The sequence below is a fragment of the Conexibacter sp. SYSU D00693 genome (assembly GCF_017084525.1).
Taxonomy (GTDB): Bacteria; Actinomycetota; Thermoleophilia; order Solirubrobacterales; family Solirubrobacteraceae; genus Baekduia.
In genome coordinates this window covers 1,465,817-1,491,388 of sequence record NZ_CP070950.1, presented here as the reverse complement: position 1 = coordinate 1,491,388, position 25,572 = coordinate 1,465,817, and the positions used below count along the sequence as shown (strand labels likewise).

At 74.0% G+C, this 25,572-nt stretch carries 23 protein-coding genes; 12 read left to right on the top strand and 11 right to left on the bottom strand.

From position 1 onward, the window contains the following. The first annotated feature begins 33 nt into the window (after nucleotides 1-33). Nucleotides 34-426 (top strand): Rid family detoxifying hydrolase, encoded by a 393-nt coding sequence (locus JUB12_RS07495; protein ID WP_205698995.1) that lies wholly within the window; start codon nucleotides 34-36, stop codon nucleotides 424-426. Nucleotides 427-429: 3 nt separating this feature from the next. Next, entirely contained in the window at nucleotides 430-1,653 is a 1,224-nt protein-coding gene (gene ilvA / locus JUB12_RS07490; protein ID WP_205698994.1) for a threonine ammonia-lyase, read from the top strand. On the opposite strand, the gene JUB12_RS07485 is transcribed toward ilvA, so the two are convergent. After that, on the bottom strand, nucleotides 1,650-3,113 hold the full coding sequence (locus tag JUB12_RS07485) for an acyl-CoA synthetase (protein WP_205698993.1): 1,464 nt from the start codon (nucleotides 3,111-3,113) through the stop codon (nucleotides 1,650-1,652). The genes ilvA and JUB12_RS07485 overlap by 4 nt on opposite strands. A gap of 35 nt (nucleotides 3,114-3,148) precedes the next feature. Between JUB12_RS07485 and JUB12_RS07480 the strand changes: the two genes are divergently transcribed. Next, nucleotides 3,149-4,360 (top strand): acyl-CoA dehydrogenase family protein, encoded by a 1,212-nt coding sequence (locus JUB12_RS07480; RefSeq protein WP_205698992.1) that lies wholly within the window; start codon nucleotides 3,149-3,151, stop codon nucleotides 4,358-4,360. Further along, on the top strand, nucleotides 4,360-4,737 hold the full coding sequence (locus JUB12_RS07475; protein ID WP_205698991.1) for a hypothetical protein: 378 nt from the start codon (nucleotides 4,360-4,362) through the stop codon (nucleotides 4,735-4,737). The genes JUB12_RS07480 and JUB12_RS07475 overlap by 1 nt, the downstream gene beginning before the upstream one ends. 4 nt (nucleotides 4,738-4,741) lie before the next feature. Here JUB12_RS07475 and JUB12_RS07470 read toward each other — a convergent pair whose 3' ends face one another. Beyond that, entirely contained in the window at nucleotides 4,742-5,257 is a 516-nt protein-coding gene (locus JUB12_RS07470) for a hypothetical protein (RefSeq protein WP_205698990.1), read from the bottom strand. A gap of 122 nt (nucleotides 5,258-5,379) precedes the next feature. On the opposite strand from JUB12_RS07470, the gene JUB12_RS07465 reads away from it, so the two are divergent. Beyond that, entirely contained in the window at nucleotides 5,380-6,720 is a 1,341-nt protein-coding gene (locus JUB12_RS07465) for an HD-GYP domain-containing protein (protein WP_205698989.1), read from the top strand. Beyond that, nucleotides 6,717-7,313, top strand: coding sequence for a peptidoglycan recognition family protein (locus JUB12_RS07460; RefSeq protein WP_205698988.1), 597 nt, complete (start codon nucleotides 6,717-6,719; stop codon nucleotides 7,311-7,313). Before JUB12_RS07465 ends, JUB12_RS07460 begins: the two co-directional genes overlap by 4 nt. Here the strand turns inward: JUB12_RS07460 and JUB12_RS07455 are convergent. Genes JUB12_RS07455 through JUB12_RS07415 form a run of 9 tightly spaced genes read right to left on the bottom strand, consistent with a single transcriptional unit; the run spans nucleotide 7,295 to nucleotide 16,176 of the window. Further along, entirely contained in the window at nucleotides 7,295-9,499 is a 2,205-nt protein-coding gene (locus JUB12_RS07455; protein WP_205698987.1) for a diguanylate cyclase, read from the bottom strand. The genes JUB12_RS07460 and JUB12_RS07455 overlap by 19 nt on opposite strands. Before the next feature lie 32 nt (nucleotides 9,500-9,531). Further along, nucleotides 9,532-10,344, bottom strand: coding sequence for an Fpg/Nei family DNA glycosylase (locus JUB12_RS07450; protein WP_205698986.1), 813 nt, complete (start codon nucleotides 10,342-10,344; stop codon nucleotides 9,532-9,534). 9 nt (nucleotides 10,345-10,353) lie between these two features. Then, nucleotides 10,354-10,593 (bottom strand): hypothetical protein, encoded by a 240-nt coding sequence (locus tag JUB12_RS07445; RefSeq protein WP_205698985.1) that lies wholly within the window; start codon nucleotides 10,591-10,593, stop codon nucleotides 10,354-10,356. After that, nucleotides 10,594-11,520: a CoA-binding protein gene (locus tag JUB12_RS07440; RefSeq protein WP_205698984.1), complete on the bottom strand. Its 927-nt coding sequence runs from the start codon at nucleotides 11,518-11,520 to the stop codon at nucleotides 10,594-10,596. It lies immediately after the preceding gene. 2 nt (nucleotides 11,521-11,522) lie between these two features. Continuing rightward, nucleotides 11,523-12,716 carry an ATP-grasp domain-containing protein gene (locus tag JUB12_RS07435; protein WP_205698983.1) on the bottom strand — a complete coding sequence of 398 codons (1,194 nt, stop codon included), beginning with the start codon at nucleotides 12,714-12,716 and terminating at the stop codon, nucleotides 11,523-11,525. A 53-nt stretch (nucleotides 12,717-12,769) separates the two neighbouring features. After that, entirely contained in the window at nucleotides 12,770-13,402 is a 633-nt protein-coding gene (locus JUB12_RS07430) for a DUF2817 domain-containing protein (RefSeq protein ID WP_205698982.1), read from the bottom strand. Between the two features lie 5 nt (nucleotides 13,403-13,407). After that, the gene (locus JUB12_RS07425) at nucleotides 13,408-14,487 is read right to left on the bottom strand and encodes a CoA ester lyase (protein WP_205698981.1); all 1,080 of its coding nucleotides are present in this window, start codon (nucleotides 14,485-14,487) and stop codon (nucleotides 13,408-13,410) included. A 59-nt stretch (nucleotides 14,488-14,546) separates the two neighbouring features. After that, nucleotides 14,547-15,152: a DUF1707 domain-containing protein gene (locus tag JUB12_RS07420; RefSeq protein ID WP_205698980.1), complete on the bottom strand. Its 606-nt coding sequence runs from the start codon at nucleotides 15,150-15,152 to the stop codon at nucleotides 14,547-14,549. A gap of 10 nt (nucleotides 15,153-15,162) precedes the next feature. Further along, a complete protein-coding gene (locus JUB12_RS07415; RefSeq protein ID WP_205698979.1) occupies nucleotides 15,163-16,176 on the bottom strand; it encodes a type IV toxin-antitoxin system AbiEi family antitoxin domain-containing protein in 1,014 nt (337 codons plus the stop codon). Nucleotides 16,177-16,214: 38 nt separating this feature from the next. On the opposite strand from JUB12_RS07415, the gene JUB12_RS07410 reads away from it, so the two are divergent. From JUB12_RS07410 to JUB12_RS07385, 6 genes are all read left to right on the top strand, one after another. Continuing rightward, nucleotides 16,215-16,787 (top strand): MaoC family dehydratase, encoded by a 573-nt coding sequence (locus tag JUB12_RS07410; protein ID WP_205698978.1) that lies wholly within the window; start codon nucleotides 16,215-16,217, stop codon nucleotides 16,785-16,787. A 176-nt stretch (nucleotides 16,788-16,963) separates the two neighbouring features. After that, nucleotides 16,964-18,754, top strand: a complete 1,791-nt coding sequence (locus tag JUB12_RS07405; RefSeq protein WP_241004512.1) for a phosphoenolpyruvate carboxykinase (GTP) — start codon at nucleotides 16,964-16,966, stop codon at nucleotides 18,752-18,754. A gap of 59 nt (nucleotides 18,755-18,813) precedes the next feature. Next, nucleotides 18,814-19,698 (top strand): hypothetical protein, encoded by an 885-nt coding sequence (locus tag JUB12_RS07400; RefSeq protein ID WP_205698976.1) that lies wholly within the window; start codon nucleotides 18,814-18,816, stop codon nucleotides 19,696-19,698. A 13-nt stretch (nucleotides 19,699-19,711) separates the two neighbouring features. Then, the gene (locus JUB12_RS07395) at nucleotides 19,712-20,545 is read left to right on the top strand and encodes an AraC family transcriptional regulator (RefSeq protein ID WP_205698975.1); all 834 of its coding nucleotides are present in this window, start codon (nucleotides 19,712-19,714) and stop codon (nucleotides 20,543-20,545) included. 9 nt (nucleotides 20,546-20,554) lie between these two features. Continuing rightward, nucleotides 20,555-20,923, top strand: coding sequence for a VOC family protein (locus JUB12_RS07390; protein WP_205698974.1), 369 nt, complete (start codon nucleotides 20,555-20,557; stop codon nucleotides 20,921-20,923). Between the two features lie 21 nt (nucleotides 20,924-20,944). Continuing rightward, entirely contained in the window at nucleotides 20,945-25,564 is a 4,620-nt protein-coding gene (locus tag JUB12_RS07385; RefSeq protein WP_205698973.1) for an NAD-glutamate dehydrogenase domain-containing protein, read from the top strand. Nucleotides 25,565-25,572: the final 8 nt, after the last annotated feature.

Here is a 25,572-nt window from a genome sequence, read left to right as displayed (position 1 = left end):
CGCTACTGCGCGAGTAGCCTGGCGGGACCCGCCATGTCCCAGGACCGCCACGCCATCAGCGCCGAGGGCGCCCCCGCCGCCATCGGCCCCTACAGCCACGCCGTGCGGGCCGCCGGCCTGCTCTTCTGCTCGGGCCAGATCCCGCTCGACCCGGCCTCCGGCGAGCTCGTGGGCGACACGCCGGCCGAGCAGGCGCGTCGCTGCCTGCAGAACCTCAAGGCGGTGTGCGCCGCTGCGGGCGCCCGGCTCGCCGACGCGGTCCGCGTGACCGTGTACCTCACCGACATGGGCGCCTTCGCCGAGGTCAACGAGGCCTACGGCGCGTTCTTCGCCGGCGACGAGCCGCCCGCGCGCGTGGCCATCGGGGTCGCGGCGCTGCCCAAGGGCGCCCAGGTCGAGCTCGACGCCGTCGTCGCGCTGCCCTAGCGCGTGCGCGCGCAGGGGACCGTCACCGCGCAGGACGTCGTGGCCGCCCGGCAGGCGATCGCGGACGTCGTGCGCCACACGCCGGTGCTCCCGTCGCCGTCGCTCTCGGAGCGCTGCGGCGCGCCCGTGGTCCTGAAGGCCGAGACGCTCCAGCGCACCGGCGCCTTCAAGCTGCGGGGCGCGCTGGCCAAGCTCCATGCGCTGGGCGACGCGTGCGCGGCGGGCGTCGTCTGCGGCAGCGCGGGCAACCACGCGCAGGGGGTCGCCGCGGCGGCCCGTGCCCGCGGGGTGCGCTGCGAGGTCCACATGCCCGCCGAGGCGCCGCTGGCCAAGGTCGAGGCGACCGTCGCGCTGGGCGCCGAGGTCGTCGTCGACGGCGAGACGGTGGAGGAGTGCGTCGCCCGCGCGCAGGAGCGCGCCGCGGCGACCGGCATGGCCTTCGTCCACCCGTTCGACGACCCGGAGGTCGTCGCCGGTCAGGGCACCCTCGGCCTCGAGCTGCTCGAGGACGTGCCGTCGCTGGCGCGCGTCCTCGTCCCGGTCGGTGGGGGTGGGCTGGCCTCGGGCGTGGCGATCGCGGTGAAGTCCGCGCGGCCGGAGGTCGAGGTCGTCGGCGTCCAGGTCGACGCCAACGCGCCGTTCCCCGCCTCGCTGCGCGCGGGTGCGCCCGTGGAGGTCGCGGGCGGCATGACGATCGCCGACGGCATCGCCGTCAAGCGCCCCGGCGGCCTCACGCTCGAGCTCGTCCGCGAGTGGGTCGACGACGTGGTGGTCGTGGGGGAGGAGGAGGTCGCCGAGGCGATGGTGCACCTCCTCGAGCGCGACAAGCTCGTCGTCGAGGGCGCCGGCGCGGTCGGCGTCGCCGCGCTGCTGGCCGGCCGTGTCCAGGCCGCCGACGCCGGCATGACCTGCGTCGTCCTCAGCGGCGGCAACGTCGACGCCGGCCTGCTGGCCACCGTCGCCCGCCGCCACGAGACCGAGGCCGGCCGCCGCCTCGTCGTCCTCGTCCGGGTCCCGGACCGCCCCGGCGGCCTCGTCGGGCTCCTCGACTGCGTCGCCCAGCAGGGCGCGAACCTCGTCGACGTCCAGCACCTGCGCGAGGGCCTCGACCTCCACGTCCGCGAGACCGCGGTCCAGCTCGTCCTCGAGACCCGCGGCCGCGACCACGCCGAGGCGGTCCTGCAGGCCGTGGCCGCGGCGGGGTGGACGCCGCGGCTGATGGCCTAGGCGCCCGACCCCTGCTCGCGCAGCAGCGCCCGGCGCACCTTGCCGCTGGACGTCTTGGGCAGCTCGGCGGCGAAGTCCACGCGCCGGGGGTACTTGTACGGCGCGGTCTGGTCCTTGACGTGGTCCTGGAGCTCGCGGGCCAGGGCGTCGCCGCCCTCGTGGCCCTCGCGCAGGACGACGACCGCGCGCACGACGGCGCCGCGCTCCTCGTCGGGCGCGGCGACGACGGCGGCCTCGGCGACCGCCGGGTGGGAGACCAGGGCGGACTCGACCTCGAACGGGCCGATCCGGTAGCCGGCGCTGATGATCACGTCGTCCGTGCGGCCCTCGAAGTGCAGGAAGCCGTCGTCGTCCTGCACGACGCGGTCGCCCGTGTGCCACGGGCGGTCGCGGGGCCACGGGTCGTCGCCGAGGTAGCCGAGGAAGAACGTCGGGACCGTCTGCGGGTCGACCACGAGCTCGCCGTCGGCCACCCACGCGCGCACGCCAGGCAGCGGGCGGCCCATGGACCCGGGCCGCGCGCGCTCGCCCGCGAGGTTGCCGGTGACCTGGCCGGTCTCGGTCTGCCCGTAGCCGTCGCGAACCTGGAGCCGGGTGGCCTCCTCCCACGCGCGCAGGACCTCGGGGTTGAGCGCCTCGCCCGCCGCGACGAGCCCCCGCAGCCCCGGCACGTGGCGCGGCCGGGCGCGCTTGGCGACCACGCGGTACTCCGTCGGCGCCATGCAGAGGACCGCCACGTCCTCGCGGTCGAGGACCTCGAGGCGCTCGTCGGGGTCGAAGCGGGCGTCGTGCAGCAGCGCGCTCGCGCCGCGCAGCCACGGCGCCAGGAAGACGTTGCGCGCGCTTTTGGACCAGCCGCTGGCGGCCGTGCACCAGACGAGGTCGCCCGGCCGCGCGTCGAGCCAGTGCTCGGCCTGCAGCGCCTGGCCGCCCAGGTAGCGCTGGCCGTGCAGGACCGCCTTGGGCTCGCCGGAGGTCCCGCTCGTGAACGTCAGCAGCGCCGGGTCGCCGGGGGCGAGGTCGACCGCCGGCGCCGGCGCCGCGCGGTAGACGTCCTCGTCGGGCACGTCGAGCACGTCGACCGCGAAGGGCAGTTCCGCGAGCGCCTCGTCCAGCACGGCCCGGTTGCGCACGTCGCAGACGACGAGCGCCGGGCGCGTGGCCTCGAGGCGCAGCCGCAGGTCCTTGGCCCGCAGCTGCTCGGTGCACGGGAGCACCACGGCGCCCAGGCGGAAGCACGCCGTCATGGCCAGGACCCACTCGGGCCGGTTGCCGACCAGCGTCAGGACGACGTCGCCGCGCGCCACTCCGCGGGCGGCCAGCGTGCCGGCCAGCCGCGCCGCCCGGTCGGCCACCTCGCCGAAGCTCCAGACGCGCCGGGATCCGTCGCGCGCGAGCTCGACGAGCGCCTGCCGCGCCGGGTCCGCCGCATCCACCACGTCCACGGCGAAGTTGGGCACGCCGAAGCAGGCTACCGAGCCCTATCCTCCCGGACATGGCCGTCGCAATCGACCCCCTGGACAAGACCGAGGAGCAGCGCGCGATCACCGAGATGGTGCGCCAGTTCGCGGACGAGCAGATCATCCCCAACGCGGAGCACTACGACCAGGCGGACGAGTACCCGGAGCCGATCGTCGAGCAGCTCAAGGAGCTCGGCCTCTTCGGCATCACGATCCCGGAGGAGTACGGCGGCCTGGGCCTCGACCTCACGACCTACGTCATGGTCGTCGAGGAGCTCTCGCGCGGCTGGATCTCGATCTCCGGCGTGATCAACACGCACTTCATCGGCTCCTACCTGCTGATGAAGTTCGGCACCGACGAGCAGAAGCAGAAGTACCTCCCGCGGATGGCCACCGGCGAGATCCGCGCCGCCTTCTCGCTCTCCGAGCCCGAGCTCGGCTCCGACGTCCAGGCGATCAAGACGGCCGCCAAGAAGCTCGACGACGGCCGCTACGAGATCAACGGCCAGAAGATGTGGGTCACCAACGGCCTGCGCTCGGACCTCGTCTTCGTGCTCGTGAAGACCGACCCGGACGCCCAGCCCCGCCACAAGGGCTTCACCTGCTTCATCGCCGAGAAGGAGGGCGGGGTCGCCGAGAACACGGGCGACTACGCCGGCCTCGTCGTCCCGCCGCAGATCAAGAAGCTCGGCTACAAGGGCGTGGAGTCCACCGAGCTGGTCTTCGACGGCTACAAGTGCCCGGCCGAGAACATCCTCGGCGGCGAGGACGCGGGCCTCAACAAGGGCTTCGCGCAGATGATGGACGCCCTCGAGGTCGGCCGCGCGAACGTCGCCGCCCGCGGCGTCGGCATCGCCCAGCGCGCCCTCGAGCTCGCCCTGCGCTACTCCCAGGAGCGCAAGACCTTCGGCAAGCCGATCGCCGAGCACCAGGCGATCCAGTTCAAGCTCGCCGACATGGCCACCCAGGTCGACGCCGCCCGCATGCTCACCATCCGCGCCGCGCGGATGAAGGACGCCGGCGAGCGCTCGGACCTCGAGGCCGGCATGGCCAAGCTCTTCGCCTCGGAGGCCGGCCGCTTCTGCGTGGAGGAGTCCTTCCGCATCCACGGCGGCTACGGCTACTCGAAGGAGTACGAGATCGAGCGCCTGTACCGCGACGCCCCGCTGCTGCTCATCGGCGAGGGCACGTCGGAGATCCAGCGCATGGTCATCGGCAAGAAGCTGCTCCAGCGCCACAAGATCTAGTGAGCTCGGAGGCGCCGAAGCTCATCGAGGCGGCCGTCCGGTCGCTGCTGGAGGAGGTCCCGGCCCTCAAGCCGCTGAAGCTCGTCGTCGGCGTGGACCTCCACGGCCGCGGCGACACGCAGCAGTTCCGGCTGGACATGCCCGAGGTCAAGGTGACCAAGGACCTGGCCACCGACGCGCGCGTGCGCGTCGAGATGCGCCGGGACTTCTTCAACGCGATGGTCGAGCACGGCGCCCGCGCGTCGGACTGGCGGATGGCGTTCCTCGAGGGACGCGCGAAGGCGACCGGCGTGCAGCAGTACATCAAGCTGATCGCGCAGGTCGTCGAGAAGCACGAGGAGCGCGCCCGCCTCAAGCGGGCGCGCCCCCAGGGCTAGCGGCCTAGCGGTTGACGAACGGGTCGACGTAGAGGTCGTCGACCTGCCAGTCGCCGCCGGTGGCGACGAAGCGGAACGTCACGTAGGTGCGTGCGCCGGCCGCGCCGGCGATGTCGTCGACCTGGGTGTCGAGCATGTCGCTCAGCAGCCACGCCGTGGCGGCGCTGAGGTTCGCGACCACGAGGTCCTGCTGCTCGCCGTCCTCGTCGCGGTAGCGCGCGTGGACCTCGAGCGTGCCGCCCGTGCCGTTGGCGCGGAAGCGGAAGGTCGGGTGCTCGGCGCCGATGCACAGCGCACCGGAGTCGTACGTCGCGCCGGAGGCCACGCTGAACACGCCGCCGGGCACCGGCGTGTACCAGTTCGCGTCGCCCTCGGAGAGGAAGTGCTGGGTCAGGACCTGGGTCGGGCAGTCGCTGGCCTTCGTGACGCCCTTGGCGGACGCGGTGGCGGGGACCAGGGCCGCGAGGCCGCACAGGACGGCGGCGAGGCGGCGGGCGGAGAGGGAGGAGGAGATCTGCATGGTCAGAGACATCGGCAGGGTGGGCGTGTCAGACGAGGGAGGACCGTACGGCGCCGTTCACCCGCCGACACCGGCCGTTCTGCGGTGCTTGGACGCAGAACGACCCCGGTAGGGTCCTCCTGGTGTCGGGGTCGTCCCTGAACCACGCCGACGAGCTGCTGTTCGAGGAGGCGACCAGGCGGGAGCGTGCGGCCGTGCACGCGCGGGAGCTGCGCGTCCAGCTGCTGGCCGCCGCGGCGTTCCTCGTGCTCGCGGTCGCGCTGGCGGTCGCCGAGGGCGGCCAGCGCGACCTCGACCTCGGCCTCGCGGCAGCGCTGGTGGCGGCGATCGCCCTCCTGCACCAGGTCCTGCTGCCCGTCGGCCACGGCTTCGCGGTGCCCACGCAGCTCGCGCTGGTGCCGGCGCTGTTCGTCCTGCCGCCCGCCGTCGTGCCGCTCGTCGTCGCGCTCGGCGCCGTCCTCGGGCAGGTGCCGCGCCACGTCCGCGGGGAGCGCCACCCCGAGCGGGCGCTGCTCAGCCTCAGCGACGCGACGTACGCGCTCGGGCCGGCCCTGGTCCTCGTGCTCGCCGGCGCGCCCGAGCCGGCGTGGTCGGACTGGCCGCTCTACGCGGCCGCGCTGGCCGCGCAGGTCGGCGTCGACTTCCTGGCGGCGGCCTGGCAGAACGCGATGCGCCTCGAGGTGCCGGCGCGCGAGCAGCTGCGGCTCATGTCCGACGTCTGGTGGGTCGACCTCGCCCTCTCGCCGATCGGCCTGCTCGCCGCGATGCAGCACGAGTGGGCGTTCCTCGTCGCCCTGCCGGTCGCCGCGCTCCTGCGCCGCCTGGCCTCCGAGCGCGACGCGCGGATGGCACAGGCCGTCGAGCTGTCCAACGCCTACCGCGGCACCGCGCTGCTGCTCGGCGACGTCATCGAGGAGGACGACGCCTACACGGGCGAGCACTCCCGCGGCGTCGTCGCGCTGTCGCTGGCCGTGGCCGACGAGCTGCGCGTCGGCGCGCACGAGCGTCGGCTCGTCGAGCTCGGCGCGCTCATGCACGACGTCGGCAAGCTCGCGATCCCCAAGGAGATCGTCAACAAGCCCGGCGCCCTGGACGACGAGGAGTGGGCGATCATGCGCACCCACACCGTCGAGGGCCAGCGGATGCTCGACCGGGTCGGCGGGGTCCTGCAGGAGGTCGGCGTCGTCGTGCGCGGCTCGCACGAGCGCTGGGACGGGGGCGGCTACCCCGACGGGCTCATGGGGGACGCGATCCCGCTCGCCGCGCGCGTCGTCTGCGTGGCCGACGCGTTCAACGCCATGACGACCGACCGGCCCTACCGTCGCGCGCGCAGCACCGAGGTCGCGCTGGCTGAGCTGCGCGCGTGCGCGGGGACGCAGTTCGACCCGGCGGTGGTGACCGCCACCGAGGCCGTCCTGCGCCGCCACCCCGACGGCGTCCTGCCGGCCGCGGAGGCCCGGTGATCGACGCGGTCGCCCTCCAGCAGCCCCCGGCGGCGGTGCGTCCGGCCATCCACTGGGACGCGATCCCCTACGACGCCCGGCGCAAGGCCGACATGCGCGCCTACGCCATCCGCCACTACGGCATCCGCACGGCGCGCCTGCGTGCGCCGAAGGTCGTCGTGGAGCACCTCACGGCGAACTCGTCCTACCGGGCGACGTGGAACACCTTCGCGCCCAACCGGCCCGATCCCGAGCTGGGGGAGCGGCCCGGGACCTGCGCGCACTTCGTCATCGACCCCGCCGGGCGCATCCACCAGCTCGTCCCGCTCGGGCTCATGTGCCGCCACACCGTCGGCCTGAACTGGACGGCGATCGGCATCGAGCACGTCGGGACCTCCGAGGCGGCGGTCATGGGCAACCGGCGGATGCTGCGCGCCTCGCAGGCGCTGACCCGCTGGCTGCAGGCGCGCTTCTCGATCAGGACCCGGGACGTCATCGGCCACCGCGAGTCGCGCTCGAGCCCGTACCACCGCGAGCGCGTCGCGCGGCTGCGCACCCAGACGCACGCCGACTTCCCCGCGAGCGTGATGCGCCGCTACCGCGCCGGGTTGTAGCCCGCAGGCTGGTCCAGCGGCAGCTCGCCCGCCTCGGCGAGGGCCTCGAGCGCCTCCACCGCCTCGGCGGTGAACTGCTGGCCGCGCAGCGCGCGGATCTCCTGCAGCGCCAGGTCGACGGGCATCGGCGGGGAGTACGAGCGCGGTGCGGTCATCGCGTCCCAGGCGTCGGCGAGCGCGAGCAGGCCGCAGCCCTCCTCCATCTCGTCGCCGGTGAGGCCGGCGGGGTAGCCGCGGCCGTCCGGGCGCTCGTGGTGGCGGCGGATCCACTCGACCTGCTCGGGGCTCAGCACGTCGCCGACGATCCGCGCGCCGAGCTCGGCGTGGGTCTTGACGACCTCGAACTCGCTGTCGGTCAGCCGCGAGGGCTTGAGGAGGATCGCGTCCGGGATGCCGATCTTGCCGACGTCGTGGACGACGGCCGCCTCGCGCAGCAGCGCCTGCCGGCGCTCGGGCCAGCCCCGCGCCGCGGCCAGGCGCGTGGCCATGGCCGCCACGCGCTCGGCGTGCTCGCGGGTCGCCGAGTCCTTCGCGTCCACCGCCCGGGCGAGGGCGCGCAGGCCGGCGATCGCCGCCTCGTGCTCGACACCGACCTGGCGCTCGGCGGCGTCGAGCTCGCCGACGACCGTGGGGTCGTAGCGCCAGGCGATGTCGCGGCCGTGGGACTTGCCCCAGTACAGCGCGCGCTGCGCGTCGCGCACCAGCAGGTCGACGGAGGGCGAGGAGGCGAGGTCCGCGAGGCCGACCGTCGCCGTGATCCGCAGGCCGCCGTCGAACTGCTCGGCGCCCAGCCGGCGGCGGATGCGCTCGGCGACCCCGTAGGCCTGCTCGGCGGTCGTCTCGGGCAGCAGGAAGGCGAAGACGTCGCCGCCGTGGCGGGCGACGAAGTCCTCGGCGCGGGCCTTGCCCTGGAGGATCCGCGCGACCTGCGCCAGGACCTCGTCAGCCGCGTCGGAGCCGACGCGGTCGACGACCGACGCGAAGCGGTCGACGTCCACGAGGACGAGGGACAGGGCGCGGCGGTGGCGGCCGGCGCGGGCGGCCTCGCTCTCGAGGCGGTCGGCGAGGGCCGCGCGGTTGGGCAGGCCGGTGAGGACGTCGGTCGCGGCGAGCTCGAGCAGCCGCTGGCGGTCGTCGGCGTTGATGATCGCCGTGGCGATGAGGGCGGCGAACTCGGCGAGGCGGTGCTCGGCGCCGGCCGGCAGGCCCTCGGGCGCCACGGACGTGATGCCCAGCGCGCCCCAGCAGCGCTCGGCGACGAGGACGGGGGCGCTCGCGGCCCGGCTGCGCGGGTCCATGCCCGGCACCTCGGGGTCGCCGGCGCGGTCGGCGCGGGCCGGCAGGCCGGTCCGGCGGACCTCGCCCATCGTGGCGCTGGCGCTCGTCCGGAAGACCGTCCCCGCGGCGTAGAAGCCGACGCCCGGCCGGTTCCACGCGCCGACGACCTCGGCGTGGTCCTCGTCGCGGAAGCGCATGACGCCGCAGGCGTCGGCGTGGAGGATCCCCGCGACCTCCGCGGCCACGAGCGTGAAGATCGCCTTGGGCGGTGAGCCGGCGGCGACCGCCGTGGCGACCCGGCGCAGCGCCGCCTGCTCGGCGCCGTGGCGCTGCTGGGCGTCGCGCAGGTGCAGGAGGACGTGGCGGGAGAGGATGGCGAGGGCGCCGACCACGACGTACGTCCCGGCGCGGATGGCCGCGGTGCTCAGCTGCTGGTCGTAGGCCGGCTCGAGCGCGGCGACCGAGAGGTCGACCGCGGCCGCTCCGGCGATGAAGACCGCCGCGCGCCGCCAGGGGTAGAAGACGGCGGAGAAGACGACCACGAACCACAGCAGCGGCAGGAGCGCGACCGCGTCGCCCTCCGTGCCGACGTAGCCGGCGGCGATGAGCGCGAGGCCCAGGGTGGACGACGTCGTGAGGCCCCGGGGCGAGCGGCGGACCCCCGGCACCAGCGCGGCCAGCAGCGCCCAGCCGATCGCGATCGCCGCGACGGCGAGCAGGACCCCCTGGTGGCGGATGTCGCCGAGCACCACGAGCCCGATCCCGGCCAGCCCACCGCCGAGGAACATGGTGACGTTGACCCGGCCGGCCAGGCGCGCCTCGGTCGTGGAGTCCAGCGCCGCCAGCCCGCGGACGATCCTCCGCGCCGGCGTCAGGGGTGGGTCGGCCGGGGGCGGCGCGGCGTCCATGCCCGCCGGTTGGTGCCCTCAGTGAACCCTGATCAGTCCTGCTGCTCCGCAGTGCACCAGTAGGTGGTTCGTCCCCCGACGGAAGCGCGACCGAGGGTCGCACCACAGCGCGGGCACGTGCCGCCGCGCTCGCGGTGGGGGATGAGCCGCCCCGTGTGCACGCCGCCCTTCTTCAGGGCCGAGCGGGTCGTCGCGCGGATCTCGCGGCGCAGGAGGTCGAGCTCCTCCTCGCTCAGGCTGCCCGCGGCGACGTTCGGCGAGAGCCTGGCCCGCCACAGCGCCTCGTCGGCGAGGAGGTTGCCCACGCCGGCGATGACCGACTGGTCCATGATCCGCGCCTTCAGCGGCGCGTCGCCGCGCCCGACGCGCGCCCGGAACTCGTCCTTGCCGACGAGCGCCGCGTCGGGGCCGAGGTGCGACAGGTCCGGGTCGAGCACCGCCCGGCCCAGGCGGCGCTTGTCGAAGAGCACGAGGTGCCCGCCGTCGGCGAAGTCCAGCGTGAAGCGCCCCCACTCGGGGTGCTCGGTCAGGCGCGGGTCGACGTGGGCGCGGTCGTCCTCCCCCGGGCCGACCGGGTCGCCCGCCGAGGACCCGTCGACGAGGATCCGCCCGGCCATGCCGAGGTGCAGGCCCAGGCGCACGCCGCCGTCGGTCTCGCACCACATCGACTTGCCGATGCGCTTGGCCGCGGTGAGCGTGCGGCCGGTGAGCGCCGCGGCGAGCTCGCCGGGGGCGTGGGGGCGGCAGACGTACGTGTCGGCGTCGTCGACCGCGGTGATCTGCCGGCCGAGGGCGCGCGCGTCGATGAGGGCGCGCGCCGCCTCGACCTCAGGCAGCTCCGGCACGAGGCCGGGCTAGAGCTCCGCGCCGCCGTCGTACAGCTTGAGGACGCGCACGGTGCCCGCGGGCGACGCGTCCAGGCACAGGCGGCAGAGCACGCACTCGTCGATGTTCTGCTCGACGACGTCGACCTTCCCGCCGGCCTCGGCGTAGATGTCGACCGGGCAGACCTCCTCGAGCTTGGCGGCCAGCGCCGTGTCGCCGACGACCTCGTCGGAGACCTCGATGCCGATGAACGTCCCGTCCTTGCGCACTTAGACCGTCACCCCTCGCTCGGCGAGCTTCGACTGCATGATCTTCGGGATCTCGGAGATCTCCTCCGCCACGGTGATGCCGGCCTCGGCGAGGCGGGCGATCTTCTCGGAGGCCGTGTCCTCCTTGCCCTCGACGATCGTGCCGGCGTGCCCGAAGGACATGCCCGGCATCTCGTCCATGAAGCGGCCCGCCATGAAGGCGACGATCGGCAGGCGGCTGTCGTGCTCGGTCACCCAGCGGGCCAGCTCGGCCTCCATGCGGCCGCCCGGCTCGGTGTAGATGACGATGCCCTTGGTCTGCTCGTCGGCCTCGAAGAGCGGCATGAGCTCGGCGTAGGTCGAGCCGATGATCGCGTCGCCGCCGATGGAGACGGCGGTCGACTGGCCCAGGCCCGCGGCGGTGAGCGTGGAGCTCATCTCGGTCGTCATGCCGCCGGAGCGGGAGATGACGCCGATGGGGCCCGGGGTGTACGCCTTGGCGGCGTCCTTGGCGGGGCCGCCGATGCCGCCCATCTTGATGACGTCCGGGACGATGATCCCGAGGCAGTTGGGGCCGATGATGCGCGCGCCGCGCAGCTGCGCGAGCTCGACCATCTCGGCGACGTCGCGGCGCGGGATGCGCTCCGTGACGATGACGATCGTCTTGATGCCGTTCTCGATGGCCTCGAAGACGGCGTCCTTGGTGAAGGCCGGCGGCACGGTCACGACGGAGCCGTCGATCGGCGCGCCGTGGTGCTGGACGGCCTGCTGGACCGTGTCGAACACCGGCACGCCGTGGACCTCGCGGCCCAGGCGGCCCGGCGTGACGCCGCCGACGACCTTCGCGCCGGCGCCGTAGTCCAGGCACTCGCGCGTGAGGTTGACGGCCTCGCGCCCGGTGATGCCCTGGACGATGAAGGTGGTGGTCTCGTCGACGAGGATCGACATGGCTACGCCTCCACGGCCATCTTGGCCGCCTCGTGCATGGACACGGTCCGGTCGGCGTAGCGCACGCCGTAGTGGTCGAGGATCTTGAAGCCCTCCTCCTCCCAGGCGCCCGGGATGCGGAAGATCGAGATCTTCTCCGCCGGGTCCATCCCGAGCTCGAGGCAGGCGGCGATGACGCCGCGGGCCACGATGTCCACCCGGGTGTTGGAGACGATGGACATCATCACGGCGATCTTGTCCACGCCCGGCTTCTGGAGCACGAGCTTGGCCAGGCCCTTGGCCTTCTTGACCGACGGGTTGCCGCCGATCTCGCAGTAGTTGGCGGGCTTGCCGCCGTACTTGCGGACCGCGTCGAAGAGGGTGAGCGAGCCGCCGCCGGCGCCGATGACCAGGCCGAGGTCGCCGTCGAACTCGGTGACGTTGCCGGCCACGCCGCGGTGGTCCATGGCATCGACCTCCTCGCCGGCGAGCTCGAACGGCGTGGCCTCGCGGGCCTCGCGCGTCTCCTCGTCGCCGACGCCGAGGTCCTTGAGCAGCTGCTTGTGGCGGCCGCGGGCCTCGTTCTCCATGTCCATGTGCGCGTCGAGCGCCACGAACGACCCGTCCTTGAGCTTGCCGAGCGGGTTGATCTCGGCCAGCGTCATGTCGTTCTCGACGAAGAGCTTCGCGAGCTTCGTGACGATGGGGACCAGTCGCTGGAGGTCCTTGCCGGTCACGCCGGTGGAGGCGATGACCTCCTTGGCCTCGAAGTCGCCGAAGGGCAGGATGTTCGAGAAGTGCCGGCGGCCGACCTTGTCGGGCTGCTCCTCGGCGACCTGCTCGATGTCGATGCCGCCGACCGGCGAGAAGATGATCACCGGCTTCTTGCGGATGCCGTCCCAGACGACGCCGGCGTAGAACTCCTGGTCGACCTCGGCCTTCGGGTCGACGAGCACGCCGCGCGGCATGTGCCCGTTGATCTCGAGCTGGAGGATGTCGGCCGCGTGCTGCTTGGCCTCGCCGGGCGTGTCGGCGAACTTCACGCCCCCGGCCTTCATGCGGCCGCCCGTCAGGACCTGCGACTTGATGACCGTGGGACCGCCGATGCGCTCGGCGATCTGGGCGGCCTCGTCGGCGTCCGTGGTGAACCCGTAGTCGGTGACGGGGATGCCGGCGCGCTTGACGATCTCGCGTGCCTCGTACTCGAAGAAGCGCATCTAGGCGACCCTGTCCTTCGGCGGCGTGGTGAAGCTCATGGCGGCGCGGAACCCTACCCGCGGGCGGCGTCGAGCAGCGCCGCGGCGTGACGGGCGGCGCGCAGGGGAGCGGTGGCCGGCAGCTCGACGACGAAGGCGTTGCGGCGCTGCCAGGCGACGGCGGTGCCGCGCAGGCGGCCGAGGCGACGCAGCGGGAGGCCGACGCGGGCGGTGTAGGTCCGGAGCAGGCGACGGGGCGCGGTGGGCGTGTCGACGACGATGCCGTAGGGCTGGTGGACGTAGGCGGTGAGGGTGGGCCGGTAGGCGTCGACCAGCCGCATGGCCCAGCGGGTCTCGGGCTCGCTGGCGGCGCCGCGCCCCGGGAAGTAGCGGCCTCGCGGGCCGGTCCGCCAGTCCGCGGAGGGGAAGTTGCGGTTGAGGTCGACCCCGCGGGCGTTCGTGCGGCGGCGGTCCCGGAGGCCGTCCGGGTTGAGCGCGGGGACGACGCACACGCGCAGGCCGGCGGGCGGGGTGCGGCGCCGGAGGGCGCGGGTCACGGCCTGGGTGCCCGGCTCGTCGCCGTGGACGGCGGCGACGACGAGCAGGCGCCGGGGCGCGGTGGTCGCTCCGCGGCAGTGGGCGCGCAGCGGCCGGCCCTCCACCGAGCGCCCCTGGGGGAGCGCCGGCGGGAGGTCGGCCGCGAGCATGGCGTCTAGGCGGCGGCGGGCTCGAAGCCGTAGGCCTCGGCCAGCTCCGGGTCCTTCTGGGCGAGCTGCTCGGCGAGGTCGACCATGACCTTGCACTGCTTCCAGGTCGCGTCGTCCTGCATCTTGCCGTCGATCATGTGGACGCCCCGGCCGTCCGGGATCGCCTCGATGACCTTCTTGGCGAACTTCACCTCGTCGGGGTCGGGCGAGAAGACCTTCTTGGCGATGTCGATCTGCACCGGGTGCAGCGACCAGGCGCCGACGCAGCCCAGCAGGAAGGCGGCGCGGAACTGCGCCTCGCACGCGGCGACGTCCTTGATGTCGCCGAACGGGCCGTAGAAGGGGAGGATCCCGTTCATCGTGCAGGCGTCGACCATGCGCGCGATGGAGTAGTGCCACGGGTCCTGCTGGGCGGTCGCGCGGGTCTGGCCCTCGACGATCTTGCCCTCGGCGTCGAGCTCCGGGTCGGAGATCGAGACGTAGCCGGGGTGGCCGCCGCCGACGCGGGTGGTCTTCATGCGCCGGGAGGCGGCGAGGTCCGCCGGGCCGAAGCTCATGCCCTGCATGCGCGGGGAGGCGGCGGCGATCTCCTCGACGTGGGCGACGCCCTGCGCCGTCTCGAGGATCGCGTGGACCAGGAGCGGCTTCTTGAGGCCGGCGCGCGACTCGAGCTGCGCCAGGAGGCGGTCGACGTAGTGGATGTCCCACGGGCCCTCGACCTTCGGGACCATGATCACGCTGAGCTTGTCGCCGATCTCGGAGACGAGCGTCGTGAGGTCGTCCAGGACCCACGGGCTGTCGAGCGCGTTGACGCGCGTCCACAGCTGCGTCTCGCCGAGGTCGACGGTCTTGCCGACCTTCACCAGGCCCTCGCGCGCGGCCTCCTTGCGGTCGACCGGCACCGCGTCCTCGAGGTTGCCCAGCACGATGTCCGCCTTGGCGATCGTGTCGGGCAGCTTGGCCACCATCTTCTCGTTCGAGGCGTCGAAGAAGTGGATCATCCGCGACGGCGGGAACGGGATCTCGGTGACCGGATCCGGGGCGCCGACGCACAGCGGCTTGAAGAAGTCCCGAGGGCTGCGCATAGGGGCAGGACGCTAGCGGTCGGACGTGGTGGTCGGCCGCGTGGCTGCCGCCGGCCCGCCTAGCGGTGCGGGGAGGGCGGGGGAGGGGGCGGTGGCGCCGGCGGCTCCGGCAGATGCCGGGCCCCGTGGCCGCCCAGATGCCGGCGCCACCACCCGGCCTTGCCGCGGGTGGTCGTGCGGATCCGGACGTCGCCGAGGATCGCCAGCGCGTGCACGCGGACCCTCGGGCCGGGCTGCGCCGCGGGCTCCACGTCGACCTTGCGGTCTCCCAGGACCGCCGCGCCGCCGACGAGCTCGACCTGCGACCCCGGCGGCACCAGCACGGTGACGTCGCCGAGGATCGCCGTGGCCTTGAGCTCCAGCACCGGCTCGCGCGACGCGCGCAGGTCGACCACGACGTCGCCGAGGACCGCGAGCTCGCGGCGCGGCCCGGTCGTCGCCGGGAGTGGGCCCGAGGCGGCCCCGACGGCCGCGGGCAGCGCGTGGCCGCCGAGGTCGGCGGTCAGCGCCGCGAGCTCCCCGTGCGTCTTCGCGCCGTGCGCCTGCCCGACGCGCTCCTCGAGCTCGTCGACGTCCAGCCGCCCGTCCGCGCCGGCGTCCCGCAGCGCCTCGACCACGGCCGCGCGGTCGGCGTCGGTGGCGCGGAGGTCGGCGGCGTGCTCCACGGGCGGGAACCTACATCGCGCGTCGAGCGGCGACTTGAGGTCGCCCGGCGACCTCAAGTCCCCGCTCGACTTCGCTTGCCACCAACGCGCCCTCACCGACGACCTCCTCCCAGCCGTAGCGGAGGACGGTCCAGCCCTGCAGGAGGTAGAGGCGCCGGTCGCGCCGGCGATCGGCACGCGACCGCACCGGTCCCTCGTGCCACTTCGCGCCGTCCACCTCCACCACCAGGCTGTGGCGCGGCCAGCGGAAGTCGGGGACGACCTTGCGCCCCTCGAGACGGACAGCGAGGTTCACGAGCGGCTCGGGCAGTCGCGCTCTTCGGATGACCTGCAGGAACCGCCGCTCGAGCTCCGAGCGCGTCAGGGGGCACGCACCATGGAGCGCCAGCAGCCTGCGCAGGGCGACCGCGCCGCGCGGTCGCGTGGTGGCGGCGAGCACCGACTCGACCTCCTCGATGCGAAGGACGCGACGCAGCTGCGCGCGGTCGAAGGCCTTCTCCAGCATCGCGACGTCGCCGAACGACGCGAGATCGACCAGCGACCGCGCCACGCTGGTGCAGGGCACGCCTCGCACGACGATCGTGTCCTGAGGTCGCAAGGTCGCTGAGCGGTGACGGATGAACTCGCGGCGGACCGACGGGCCATCGACCTCGCTGAGCACATGCGGTGGGCCGGCCTGGAACGGCAGCAGCCCCAGGTGCTCGCACGCGAAGTTGTGGCTCAGGCGCGTGGCCGCCCCCGCTCCGAGGACGGCCTCCATGAACAGGGCCTCCCGCCACGTCGCCGGGTGACCCACCGCGTAGACCCCGCGGCCGCGCGGATGGAGGAGCCCGGCGCGCACGCGACGCTGGACCATGGCCGGGGTGAAGCCACGAGTGAGCAGCTGTGGCCAGGTGACGCGCCCCTGCTGCCTGGCCGCAAGCGCCGCCACGGCGTGGTCGTCAGGTCGACCGGCGACTTGAGATCGCCTGGCGACCTCAAGTCGCCGCTCGACGTCATCAGGGCGGGCGGACGAGGGCTCCACACCCTGTGTAGGCCCCGTCGGGCACACTCTCGCCCCCCATGAGCGACAACGGATTCACGACCGACCAGCGCGAGCGCGAGGCGAGCGGCGCCCACACGTACGGCCGCTACTTCGAGGAGTTCGAGGAGGGCGCGGTCTACAAGCACTGGCCCGCCAAGACGGTGACCGAGGCCGACGACCACCTGTTCTGCCTGATCACCATGAACCACCACCCGCTGCACATCAACGACGTGTACGCGGGCAAGTCGCAGCAGGGCCGCAACGTCGTCGTGGGTCCGCTGGTCTACTCGCTCGCCCTGGGCATGAGCGTCAGCGACGTCTCGGGCAAGGCGATCGCCAACCTCGCCACGGAGGAGCTCAGCCACCCCAACCCGGTCTTCCACGGCGACACCCTGTTCGTCGAGACCGAGGTGCTCGAGAAGAAGGCCTCGCGCTCCAAGCCCGACCGCGGCGTCGTGAAGGTCCACACGAAGGTCCTCAACCAGGACGGCACGCTCGTCGCCGAGTTCAAGCGCCTGGTCCTCGTGCCCAAGAAGAACCCGGGCCTCGAGGGCGCCGACGGCTCCACGGACGCGGACGCGAACGCGACCTCCGCGCCGTCCGGCGACTAGCACGGACACCTGCTGGAACGGGGTGCCCGGGCGCGATGCCGGGCACCCTCCAGACGTCGGCGTCCCGTCGACGCCAAAGGGGTAGTGTCCCGGCCTCCGGTGGGTCGCAGACGGACCTTCCCGCCCCACCGACCTTCTTGCGAGCAAGCGAACGAGGAGCTCCGGACGTGAGCGAGATGACTGTCCCGACCAAGCACGAGAAGCTCGTGGCCTGGGTCGATGAGATCGCAGCACTGACCCAGGCCGAGGACGTCCACTGGTGCGACGGCTCCGCCGAGGAGTACGACCGCTTCTGCCAGGAGCTCGTGGACGCGGGGACCTTCAAGAGGCTCTCGGACGCCAAGCGCCCGAACAGCTACCTCGCGTGGTCGGACCCGTCCGACGTCGCCCGCGTCGAGGACCGCACGTTCATCTGCGCCCCGACCGAGGACGAGGCCGGCCCGACGAACAACTGGGCCGACCCGGACGAGATGCGCCAGAAGATGACGGAGCTCTTCACCGGCGCGATGAAGGGCCGGACGATGTACGTCGTCCCGTTCTCCATGGGCCCGCTCGGCTCGGACAAGAGCCACATCGGCGTCCAGCTCACCGACTCGCCCTACGTCGTCGTCTCCATGCGCATCATGACCCGCATGGGCGCCGGCGCCCTCGAGGTCCTCGGCGACGGCGGGGAGTTCGTCCCGTGCGTGCACTCCATCGGCGCGCCGCTCGAGACCGGCCAGGAGGACGTGCCGTGGCCGACGAACGCCGAGACGAAGTACATCGTCCACTTCACCGAGTCGCGCGAGATCTGGTCCTACGGCTCGGGCTACGGCGGCAACGCCCTGCTGGGCAAGAAGTGCTTCGCGCTGCGCATCGCCTCGATCATGGCCCGCGACGAGGGCTGGATGGCCGAGCACATGCTCATCCTCAAGCTCACCTCGCCGGAGGGGAAGGTCAAGTACGTCACGGGCGCCTTCCCGAGCGCGTGCGGCAAGACCAACCTCGCCATGCTCATCCCGACGCTCGAGGGCTGGACCGTCGAGACTGTCGGCGACGACATCGCGTGGATGAAGTTCGGCGACGACGGCCGCCTGTACGCCATCAACCCCGAGGCCGGCTTCTTCGGCGTCGCCCCCGGCACGGGCGAGAAGACCAACCCGAACGCCATCGCGGCGATCCGGGAGAACACGATCTTCACCAACTGCGCCCTCACCGACGACGGCGACGTCTGGTGGGAGGGCCTCAGCGACGCGCCGGGCCACGCCATCGACTGGAAGGGCCGCGACTGGACGCCGGCCTCCGACGAGCCCGCCGCCCACCCGAACGCGCGCTTCACCGTCAGCGCCGACCAGGCCCCGTCGATCGCCGACGAGTGGCAGGACCCGGCCGGCGTGCCGATCGACGCGTTCCTCTTCGGCGGCCGCCGCGCCTCCGGCGTCCCGCTCGTGCGCGAGGCCTTCGACTGGGAGCACGGCGTCTTCATGGGCGCCACGATGAGCTCCGAGATGACCGCCGCCGCCTTCGGCACGGTCGGCCAGCTGCGCTTCGACCCGTTCGCCCAGCTGCCCTTCGCGGGCTACAACATGGGCGACTACATGGCCCACTGGCTGAAGATCGGCGAGCAGACCGAGGCGTCCAAGCTCCCGAAGGTCTTCTACGTCAACTGGTTCCGCAAGGACGACGAGGGCGGGTTCCTGTGGCCCGGCTTCGGCGAGAACTCGCGCGTCCTGGAGTGGGTCTTCCGCCGCTGCGACGGCGAGGGCGAGGCCGTCGAGACCCCGATCGGCCTGGTCCCGAAGAAGGACGACCTCGACCTGGAGGGGCTGAGCATCTCCGACGAGGCGCTCGACGAGCTGCTCACCGTCGACCCGCAGCAGGTCAAGGACGAGCTGCCGCAGGTCCGCGAGTTCCTCGCCAAGTTCGGCGACCACCTGCCCGCCCAGGTGCAGGCGCAGTTCGACGCGCTCGAGCAGCGCCTCGGCTAGCCGGCCGCGGGACGGCAACAGGCACCTTCGGGGCGCGTCGCTAGCCTGCGGCGCGCCCCGTGTCTGCCTCCGTCGCCCTCGGCCTCTTCTTCGCGCTCTGCTGCTCGGTCGTCGCCCTCCTGGGCTTCCTGTTCAAGCAGCGTGGCGCCGCCGGCGCCCCGGCGGTGGAGTGGCGCCACCCGGTCCGCTCGACCGTCGCGCTGTTCGCCAACCGGTGGTGGACGCTCGGGATCCTCGTCGCCATCGGCGCGTGGGCCTTCCACGTCGCCGCGCTGGCGCTGGCGCCCATCAGCATCGTCCAGGCGGTCATCGCCGGCGGCCTGGTCCTCCTCACCCCGCTGGCCGACCGGGTCTTCGGCCTGCCGGCTGGACGGCGCGAGTGGATCGGCGTCGCGCTGGTGGCCGCCGGCCTCGCGCTCCTCGCCCTGACGCTCGAGGGCGGCGCCGACCACGCCTACGACGACTTCGACGCCGCGACGATGTGGCTCTACGTCGCCGCGCTGACCATCGGGGCCTTCGCGTGCGCCGGCTTCGTCCTCGGTGACACGCCGCGTGCGGGCCCCGTCCTGGCGGTCTCCGCGGGCCTGCTGTGGGGCGGCTCGGACGTCGCCATCAAGGCGGCGACGCCGATGATCGACGAGAAGTGGCTGCTCGTGCTCCTCACGCCCGAGGCGCTCGTCATCACCGTCCTGTCGCTCATCGGCCTCGTGGTGAGCGCCCGGTCGCTGCAGATCGGCCCCGCGGTCGCCGTCATCGCGCTCACCAGCGCCGCCGCGAACGTCGTGACCATCGCGGCGGGGCCGATCGTCTTCGAGGAGCCGCTGCCCGACGGCAGCGGCGGCCTGGCCGTCCGCCTCCTGGCCTTCGCCCTCGTGGTGGCGGGCGCCGCGCTCGTGCCCGGGCCGGCCGACCACGCCCCCGAGCCGGAGCCCCAACCGGCGTAGGAGGGAGGACCGGATGGCGGACGCGCAGCTGCTCATGAGCACGGCGGTCCCGCATCCGGCGCTGCGCCCCTACGTTCGGGCGCTCTACGGCTACGTCGAGACCGCCGTCCGGCCGGGGCGCCGGCGCGAGCTGCCGGTCGCCCAGACGGTCCTCGTGGTGAACCTCGGCGCGCCGCTGCTGGTCGCCGGCTCGCCCACGCCGGAGGACCGGTGCTTCCCGGACGGCCTCGTCGCCGGCCTGGGGACGGGGTCGGTCTTCACCAGCGTGCCCGGCGGGATCCAGGAGGGCGTGCAGGCGCTCATCACGCCGCTGGGCTGCCAGCGGCTGTGCGGCGTCGCGATGCACGAGCTGGCCGAGGGCAGCTTCCGCCTCGACGACGTCCTGGGCCGCGAGGCCGCCCGGCTGGTCGACCGCCTGCGCCACACGCCCTCGTGGACGGCGCGCCTCGAGCTCCTCCAGCGCTTCCTGCTCGACCGCATCCTCGACGGCCGTCCCGCACCGCCCGACGTCGCCCACGCCTGGTCGCGGCTCGAGGCCACGGACGGCCGGCTGCGCGTGGGCGAGCTCGCCGCCGAGCTGCGCTGCAGCACCCGCCACCTCACCAACCGCTTCCGCGACCACGTCGGCATCCCGCCCAAGCAGGCGGCCCGCGTCCTGCGCTTCCAGCGCGCCTGGGAGCTCTTCGAGGGCGGCACGGGCGCCGCGCGCGCCGCCGCCGAGGCGGGCTTCGCCGACCAGGCCCACTTCTCTCGCGAGGTCCGCGACCTCACGGGCCTGGCGCCGACGGCCCTGCTCGCCGTCCGCCGTTCCGATTCCTCCAAGAGCGGGCCGCTGCCCCTGACCTAGGGTCGGCCCATGCTCATCTCCGGCTTCCAGTACGACGACGCCGACACCGCCATGGAGTGGCTCGAGCGGGCCCTCGGCTTCGAGCGCGTGATGGCCGTCCCCGGCGAGGACGGCCGCTCCGTCGCCCATGCCGAGCTGCGCCGCGGCGACGCCTGGGTGATGGTCGGCAGCCGCCGCAACGACGGATCGCCCTACGACGGCGACGTGCCGTACCTCGTCGTCGACGACGTCCACGCGGCGCTCGAGCAGGCCAGGGCGGCCGGCGCGGAGGTCGTCGACGACCTGCGCGAGGAGTCCTACGGGCGCTTCTTCGGCGTCCGCGACCCGGGCGGGCGCGTGTGGTCGATCGGGGACTACGCGCCGGGCACCGACACCTAGTCCGGGTACGTTGGGCGCACCATGAGCGCGTCCACGCTCGACGAGGGCCAGCAGGAGGGCGAGGGACCGGCCGCGGCGTTCCTCGCCATGTACACGCGCCGCTGCGCCGACACCGACGACCGGCCCGTCGAGGAGCTGCGCGCCGAGGCGCGGGGCGCCCTCGCGCTGGCCGAGCGGCGCAACGGCACGCCAGCGGCGGTCCGGGCGTTCACCCCCGAGCGCGAGCGCGACGGGTACGCGACGCCCGGCTCCGTGGTCGAGACCGCCACCGACGACCTGCCGTTCCTCGTCGACTCGGTGACCGAGGCGCTCGAGGCGCGCGGCCACCGCGTGCGGCGCGTCGTGCACCCGATCGTCGGCGTGCGCCGCTCCGCGGCGGGGCGCCTCGAGGCGATCGGCCACCCGCGCGAGATGCCGCGGCGCGAGTCGGTGATGCACTTCGAGCTCGAGCGCCGAGCCCAGCCCGAGGAGCTCGCGGCGCTCGAGGACGCCGTGCGCCAGGTGCTGGCCACGGTGCGCGTCGTCGTCGAGGACTTCCCGGCGATGCGCGACCGCCTCCTGCGCGCGGCCGACGAGGTCGGCGACCCGGAGGCCGCGGCGTTCCTGCGCTGGCTGGCCGACGACCAGGTCGTCCTGCTCGGCGCCTCGGGCGAGCCGCCGCTCGGGCTCCTGCGCGAGGGCGGCGACGACGGCACCCCGCCGCCGCCCGACGACGGCACACCGCTGGTCTTCCGCCGCAGCGAGCGGATCTCGACCGTCCACCGCCGCGAGCGCCTCGACGAGGTGCTCGTGCGCACGCCCGGCGGCGGCACGTCGCGGTTCATGGGCCTGCTCACGAGCCGGGCCTACGCCGAGCCCGCCAGCCGCACGCCGCTGCTGGCCGAGAAGCTGCGCCACGTCCTGGAGGCCGAGGACCTCGTCGAGGGCTCGCACGACTTCAAGGCGGCCGTGCACCTCTTCGACACCTTCCCGAAGGACGAGCTGTTCGCCTCGGACGCCGAGCAGCTGCGCCGGGCCATCAGCGTGCTGCTGTCGCTGCGCGGGTCCGACGTGCGGCTGCTCGGGCGCCGGGCGGCGACGGGCCACGACGCGGCGTTCATCGCCGCCCTGCCGCGGCCGTCCTACGGCCCCGAGGTCCGTGAGGGCATCGTCGAGCTCCTGCGCCGCGCGCTCGACGTCGACGACGTGCAGGTCAGCGAGGTGCTCGGCGAGGACGACCGCGTGCGCGTGCATCTCACCGTCCACGACGCCGGCGGCCTGCCCGAGGTCGACGTCCGCGAGCTCGAGGACGAGGTCCGCGCGCTCGCGCGCACGTGGGAGGACCGCCTGGCCGAGGCGCTCGTCGAACGCCACGGCGACGAGCGCGGCCGCATGCTCGCCGCCCGCTGGGCCCGGCGGCTGCCCGAGGCCTACCGCGCGGTCACCGGCCCGGCGCTGGCCGTCGACGACGTCCGGTGCTTCGAGGAGCTGACCGCCAGCGGCCGCGACCTCGCCGTCGGGCTGCAGGACGCCGGCGGGCGCACGCGCATCGCCTTCCACAAGCGCGGCCCGAAGGTCGAGCTCTCGCGCGCGACGCCGATGCTCGAGCACCTCGGCCTGCGGGTCATCGAGGAGCAGCCGGCCCGCCTGGCCGGCGACGACGAGCTGTGGGTGCAGAGCTTCACGGTGCTCGGCCCGGGCGACCGCCCGCTGGCGCTGGCCGAGTGCGCCGACCGCGTCGCCGACCTGCTGGGCGCCGTCTGGCGCGGGGAGGCCGAGTCCGACAGCCTCGACCGCCTGGTCGTCCTCGGCGGCCTGGACCGCCACCAGGTCGCGCTGCTGCGCGCGTTCCGCCGCTACCGCCAGCGCCTGGGATCCCGGTACACCGAGGCCTTCCAGAACGACGTCATCGCCGCCTACCCGGAGCTGTGCGCCAAGCAGCTCGCGCTCTTCGAGCTGCGCCACGGCGCCCACGGGCCTGACGCCCCGCGCGACACGGCCGCCGAGGAGGCGCTGCGCGCCGAGGTCCTCGAGGGGCTCGACGCGGTCGAGCTGCTCGACCACGACCGCATCCTGCGCAACCAGCTGGGCCTCATCGACGCGATCGTCCGCACGAACGCCTACCGGCCCGGACGCGACGCGCTGGCCTTCAAGGTGCGCTCGGCCCAGGTCCCGGCGATGCCCCAGCCCGCGCCGCTGTTCGAGATCTACGTCTACGCCGCCGACATGGAGGGCATCCACCTGCGCGGCGGGAAGATCGCCCGCGGCGGCCTGCGGTGGTCGGACCGCATGGACTACCGCACGGAGGTCTTCGGCCTGCTGCGCGCGCAGATGACCAAGAACGCGGTCATCGTCCCGGCGGGCGCGAAGGGCGGCTTCTTCCTCAAGGCGCGCCCGGACGAGCCGCACGCGCTGAGGACCGAGGTCGAGCGCCAGTACGTGCGCTACGTCGAGGCCCTGCTCGACGTCACCGACGACCTGGCCGACGACGGGCGCGTCGTGCACCCCGACGGCGTGCGCGTCCTCGACGAGGACGACACGTACCTCGTCGTCGCCGCCGACAAGGGGACCGCGACGTTCAGCGACACCGCCAACGCCGTGGCGCTGCGCCGCGGCTTCTGGCTCGGCGACGCGTTCGCCTCCGGCGGCTCGGACGGCTACGACCACAAGGCGCTGGGCATCACGGCGCGCGGCGCGTGGGAGGCGGTCAAGCGCCACTTCCGCGAGCTCGGCGTCGACCCCGAGACCGACCGCATCACCGCGGTGGGCATCGGCGACATGAGCGGCGACGTCTTCGGCAACGGGCTGCTGCTGTCGCGCAGTGTCCAGCTCGTCGCCGCCTACGACCACCGCCACGTCTTCCTGGACCCCGACCCGGACCCCGAGCGCTCGTGGCAGGAGCGCCGGCGGCTCTTCGAGCTGCCGGGCTCCACGTGGGCCGACTACGACCCCGAGGTGCTCAGCGAGGGCGCGATGGTCGTGCCGCGCGGGGCCAAGCGCGTCGAGCTCACGCCGCAGGTCCGCGCGCGGCTGGGGATCGAGGGCGACGAGGTCCTCACGCCGGCCGACGTCATCCGCGCCGTGCTGCGGGCGCCGGTGGACCTGCTGTTCAACGGCGGCATCGGGACCGTCGTCAAGGCCTCCACGGAGAGCGACGACGACGCGCAGGACCGGGCGAGCGACCCCATCCGCGTCGACGCGCGCGACCTGCGCTGCCGCGTGGTGGGGGAGGGCGGCAACCTCGGCCTCACCCAGCGCGCGCGGGTCGAGGCCTCACGGTCGGGCGTCCTGTGCCACGCCGACTTCATCGACAACAGCGCCGGGGTCGACTGCTCCGACCACGAGGTGAACCTCAAGGTCCTGCTCGACCTGGCCGTCCGCCGCGGGGAGTTGGACCGCGACGGGCGCAACGCGCTGCTGCGCGAAGTCACCGACCACGTCACCGCGCACGTCCTGCGCGACAGCGCCCAGCAGGCCGCCGTGCTGGCCAAGGAGGTGCGCCGCGCCAGCTCCACGCTCTACGCCTACGAGGACCTGATGGCCGCGCTGGAGGCCGACGGCCTGCTCGTGCGCGGCGACGAGGGGCTGCCGGGGGCCGACGAGCTCGCCGACCGCCGCCGCGCCGGCGCCGGCCTCGAGCGTCCGGAGCTCGCGGTCCTGCTCGCCTACGCCAAGCGCTCGCTCACGGCGGCGCTCCTGGCCTCGCCCCTGCCCGACCAGCCGTGGATCGCCGAGCCCGAGCTGCGCGGCTACTTCCCCGACCCGGTCGTCGAGCGCTTCGGCCACCTGCTGGCCGAGCACCCGCTGCGCCGCGAGCTGGTCGCGACGCTCGTGGCCAACGACGTGGTCGACAGCCTCGGCCCGACGTACGTGTCGCGGCTGGCGGTCGAGCGGGCGGTGTCGCCCGCCGCGGTCGTGCGCGCCTTCCGGCTGGCGCGGGAGAGCACGGGTGCCGTCGAGCGGTGGGCCGCCGTGGAGGCGCTGGACCGCGCGCTGCGCGACCGCGGCGCCTACTGGGAGCTCGTCGGCGGGGTGGACGACCTCGTGGAGGACACGACGCGCTGGTGGCTGACGCGGCAGGCCGACGAGGACCCGACGGCCGCGCTGGCGACCCACCGCGCCGGGCTCGAGCAGCTCGAGGCCGCCATGGGCGAGCTGCGCAGCGCCGACTGGTGCGCGCGCTGCGACCAGGAGGCCGAGCGGCTGGAGGCGGCCGGCGCGCCGGCGCGGCTCGCCCGCCGCCACGCCCGTCAACCCGCCCTGGTCCACGCGCCGGACCTCGTGGCCGTCGCGCAGGCCACGCGCCGCGAGGTCCTCGACGTGGCGGGCGTGGCGTTCGGCCTGGGCGACGCGCTGGCCCTCGACTGGCTCGAGCGCGCGTGCGACGAGCTGCCGGCCGCCTCCCGCTTGCAGCGCTGGGCGGTGCACGCCGTGCGCGACGACCTCCTCGAGGCTCGTCGCGTGCTCACCCAGCGCGCGGTCGAGGAGGCCCCGGGCGCGTCGCCGGCCGACGCCGTGCAGGCCTTCCTCGGGCGCCGCGCCGAGACCGGCCGGCGCCTCCAGGCCTTCACCCGCGCGCTCAGCCTCGACGACGCCCCGGCGGACCTCGCCGGCCTCACGCTCGCGGTGCGCCACCTCCAGGCGCTGCGCCGCCCCGCGTGAAAGGTGCC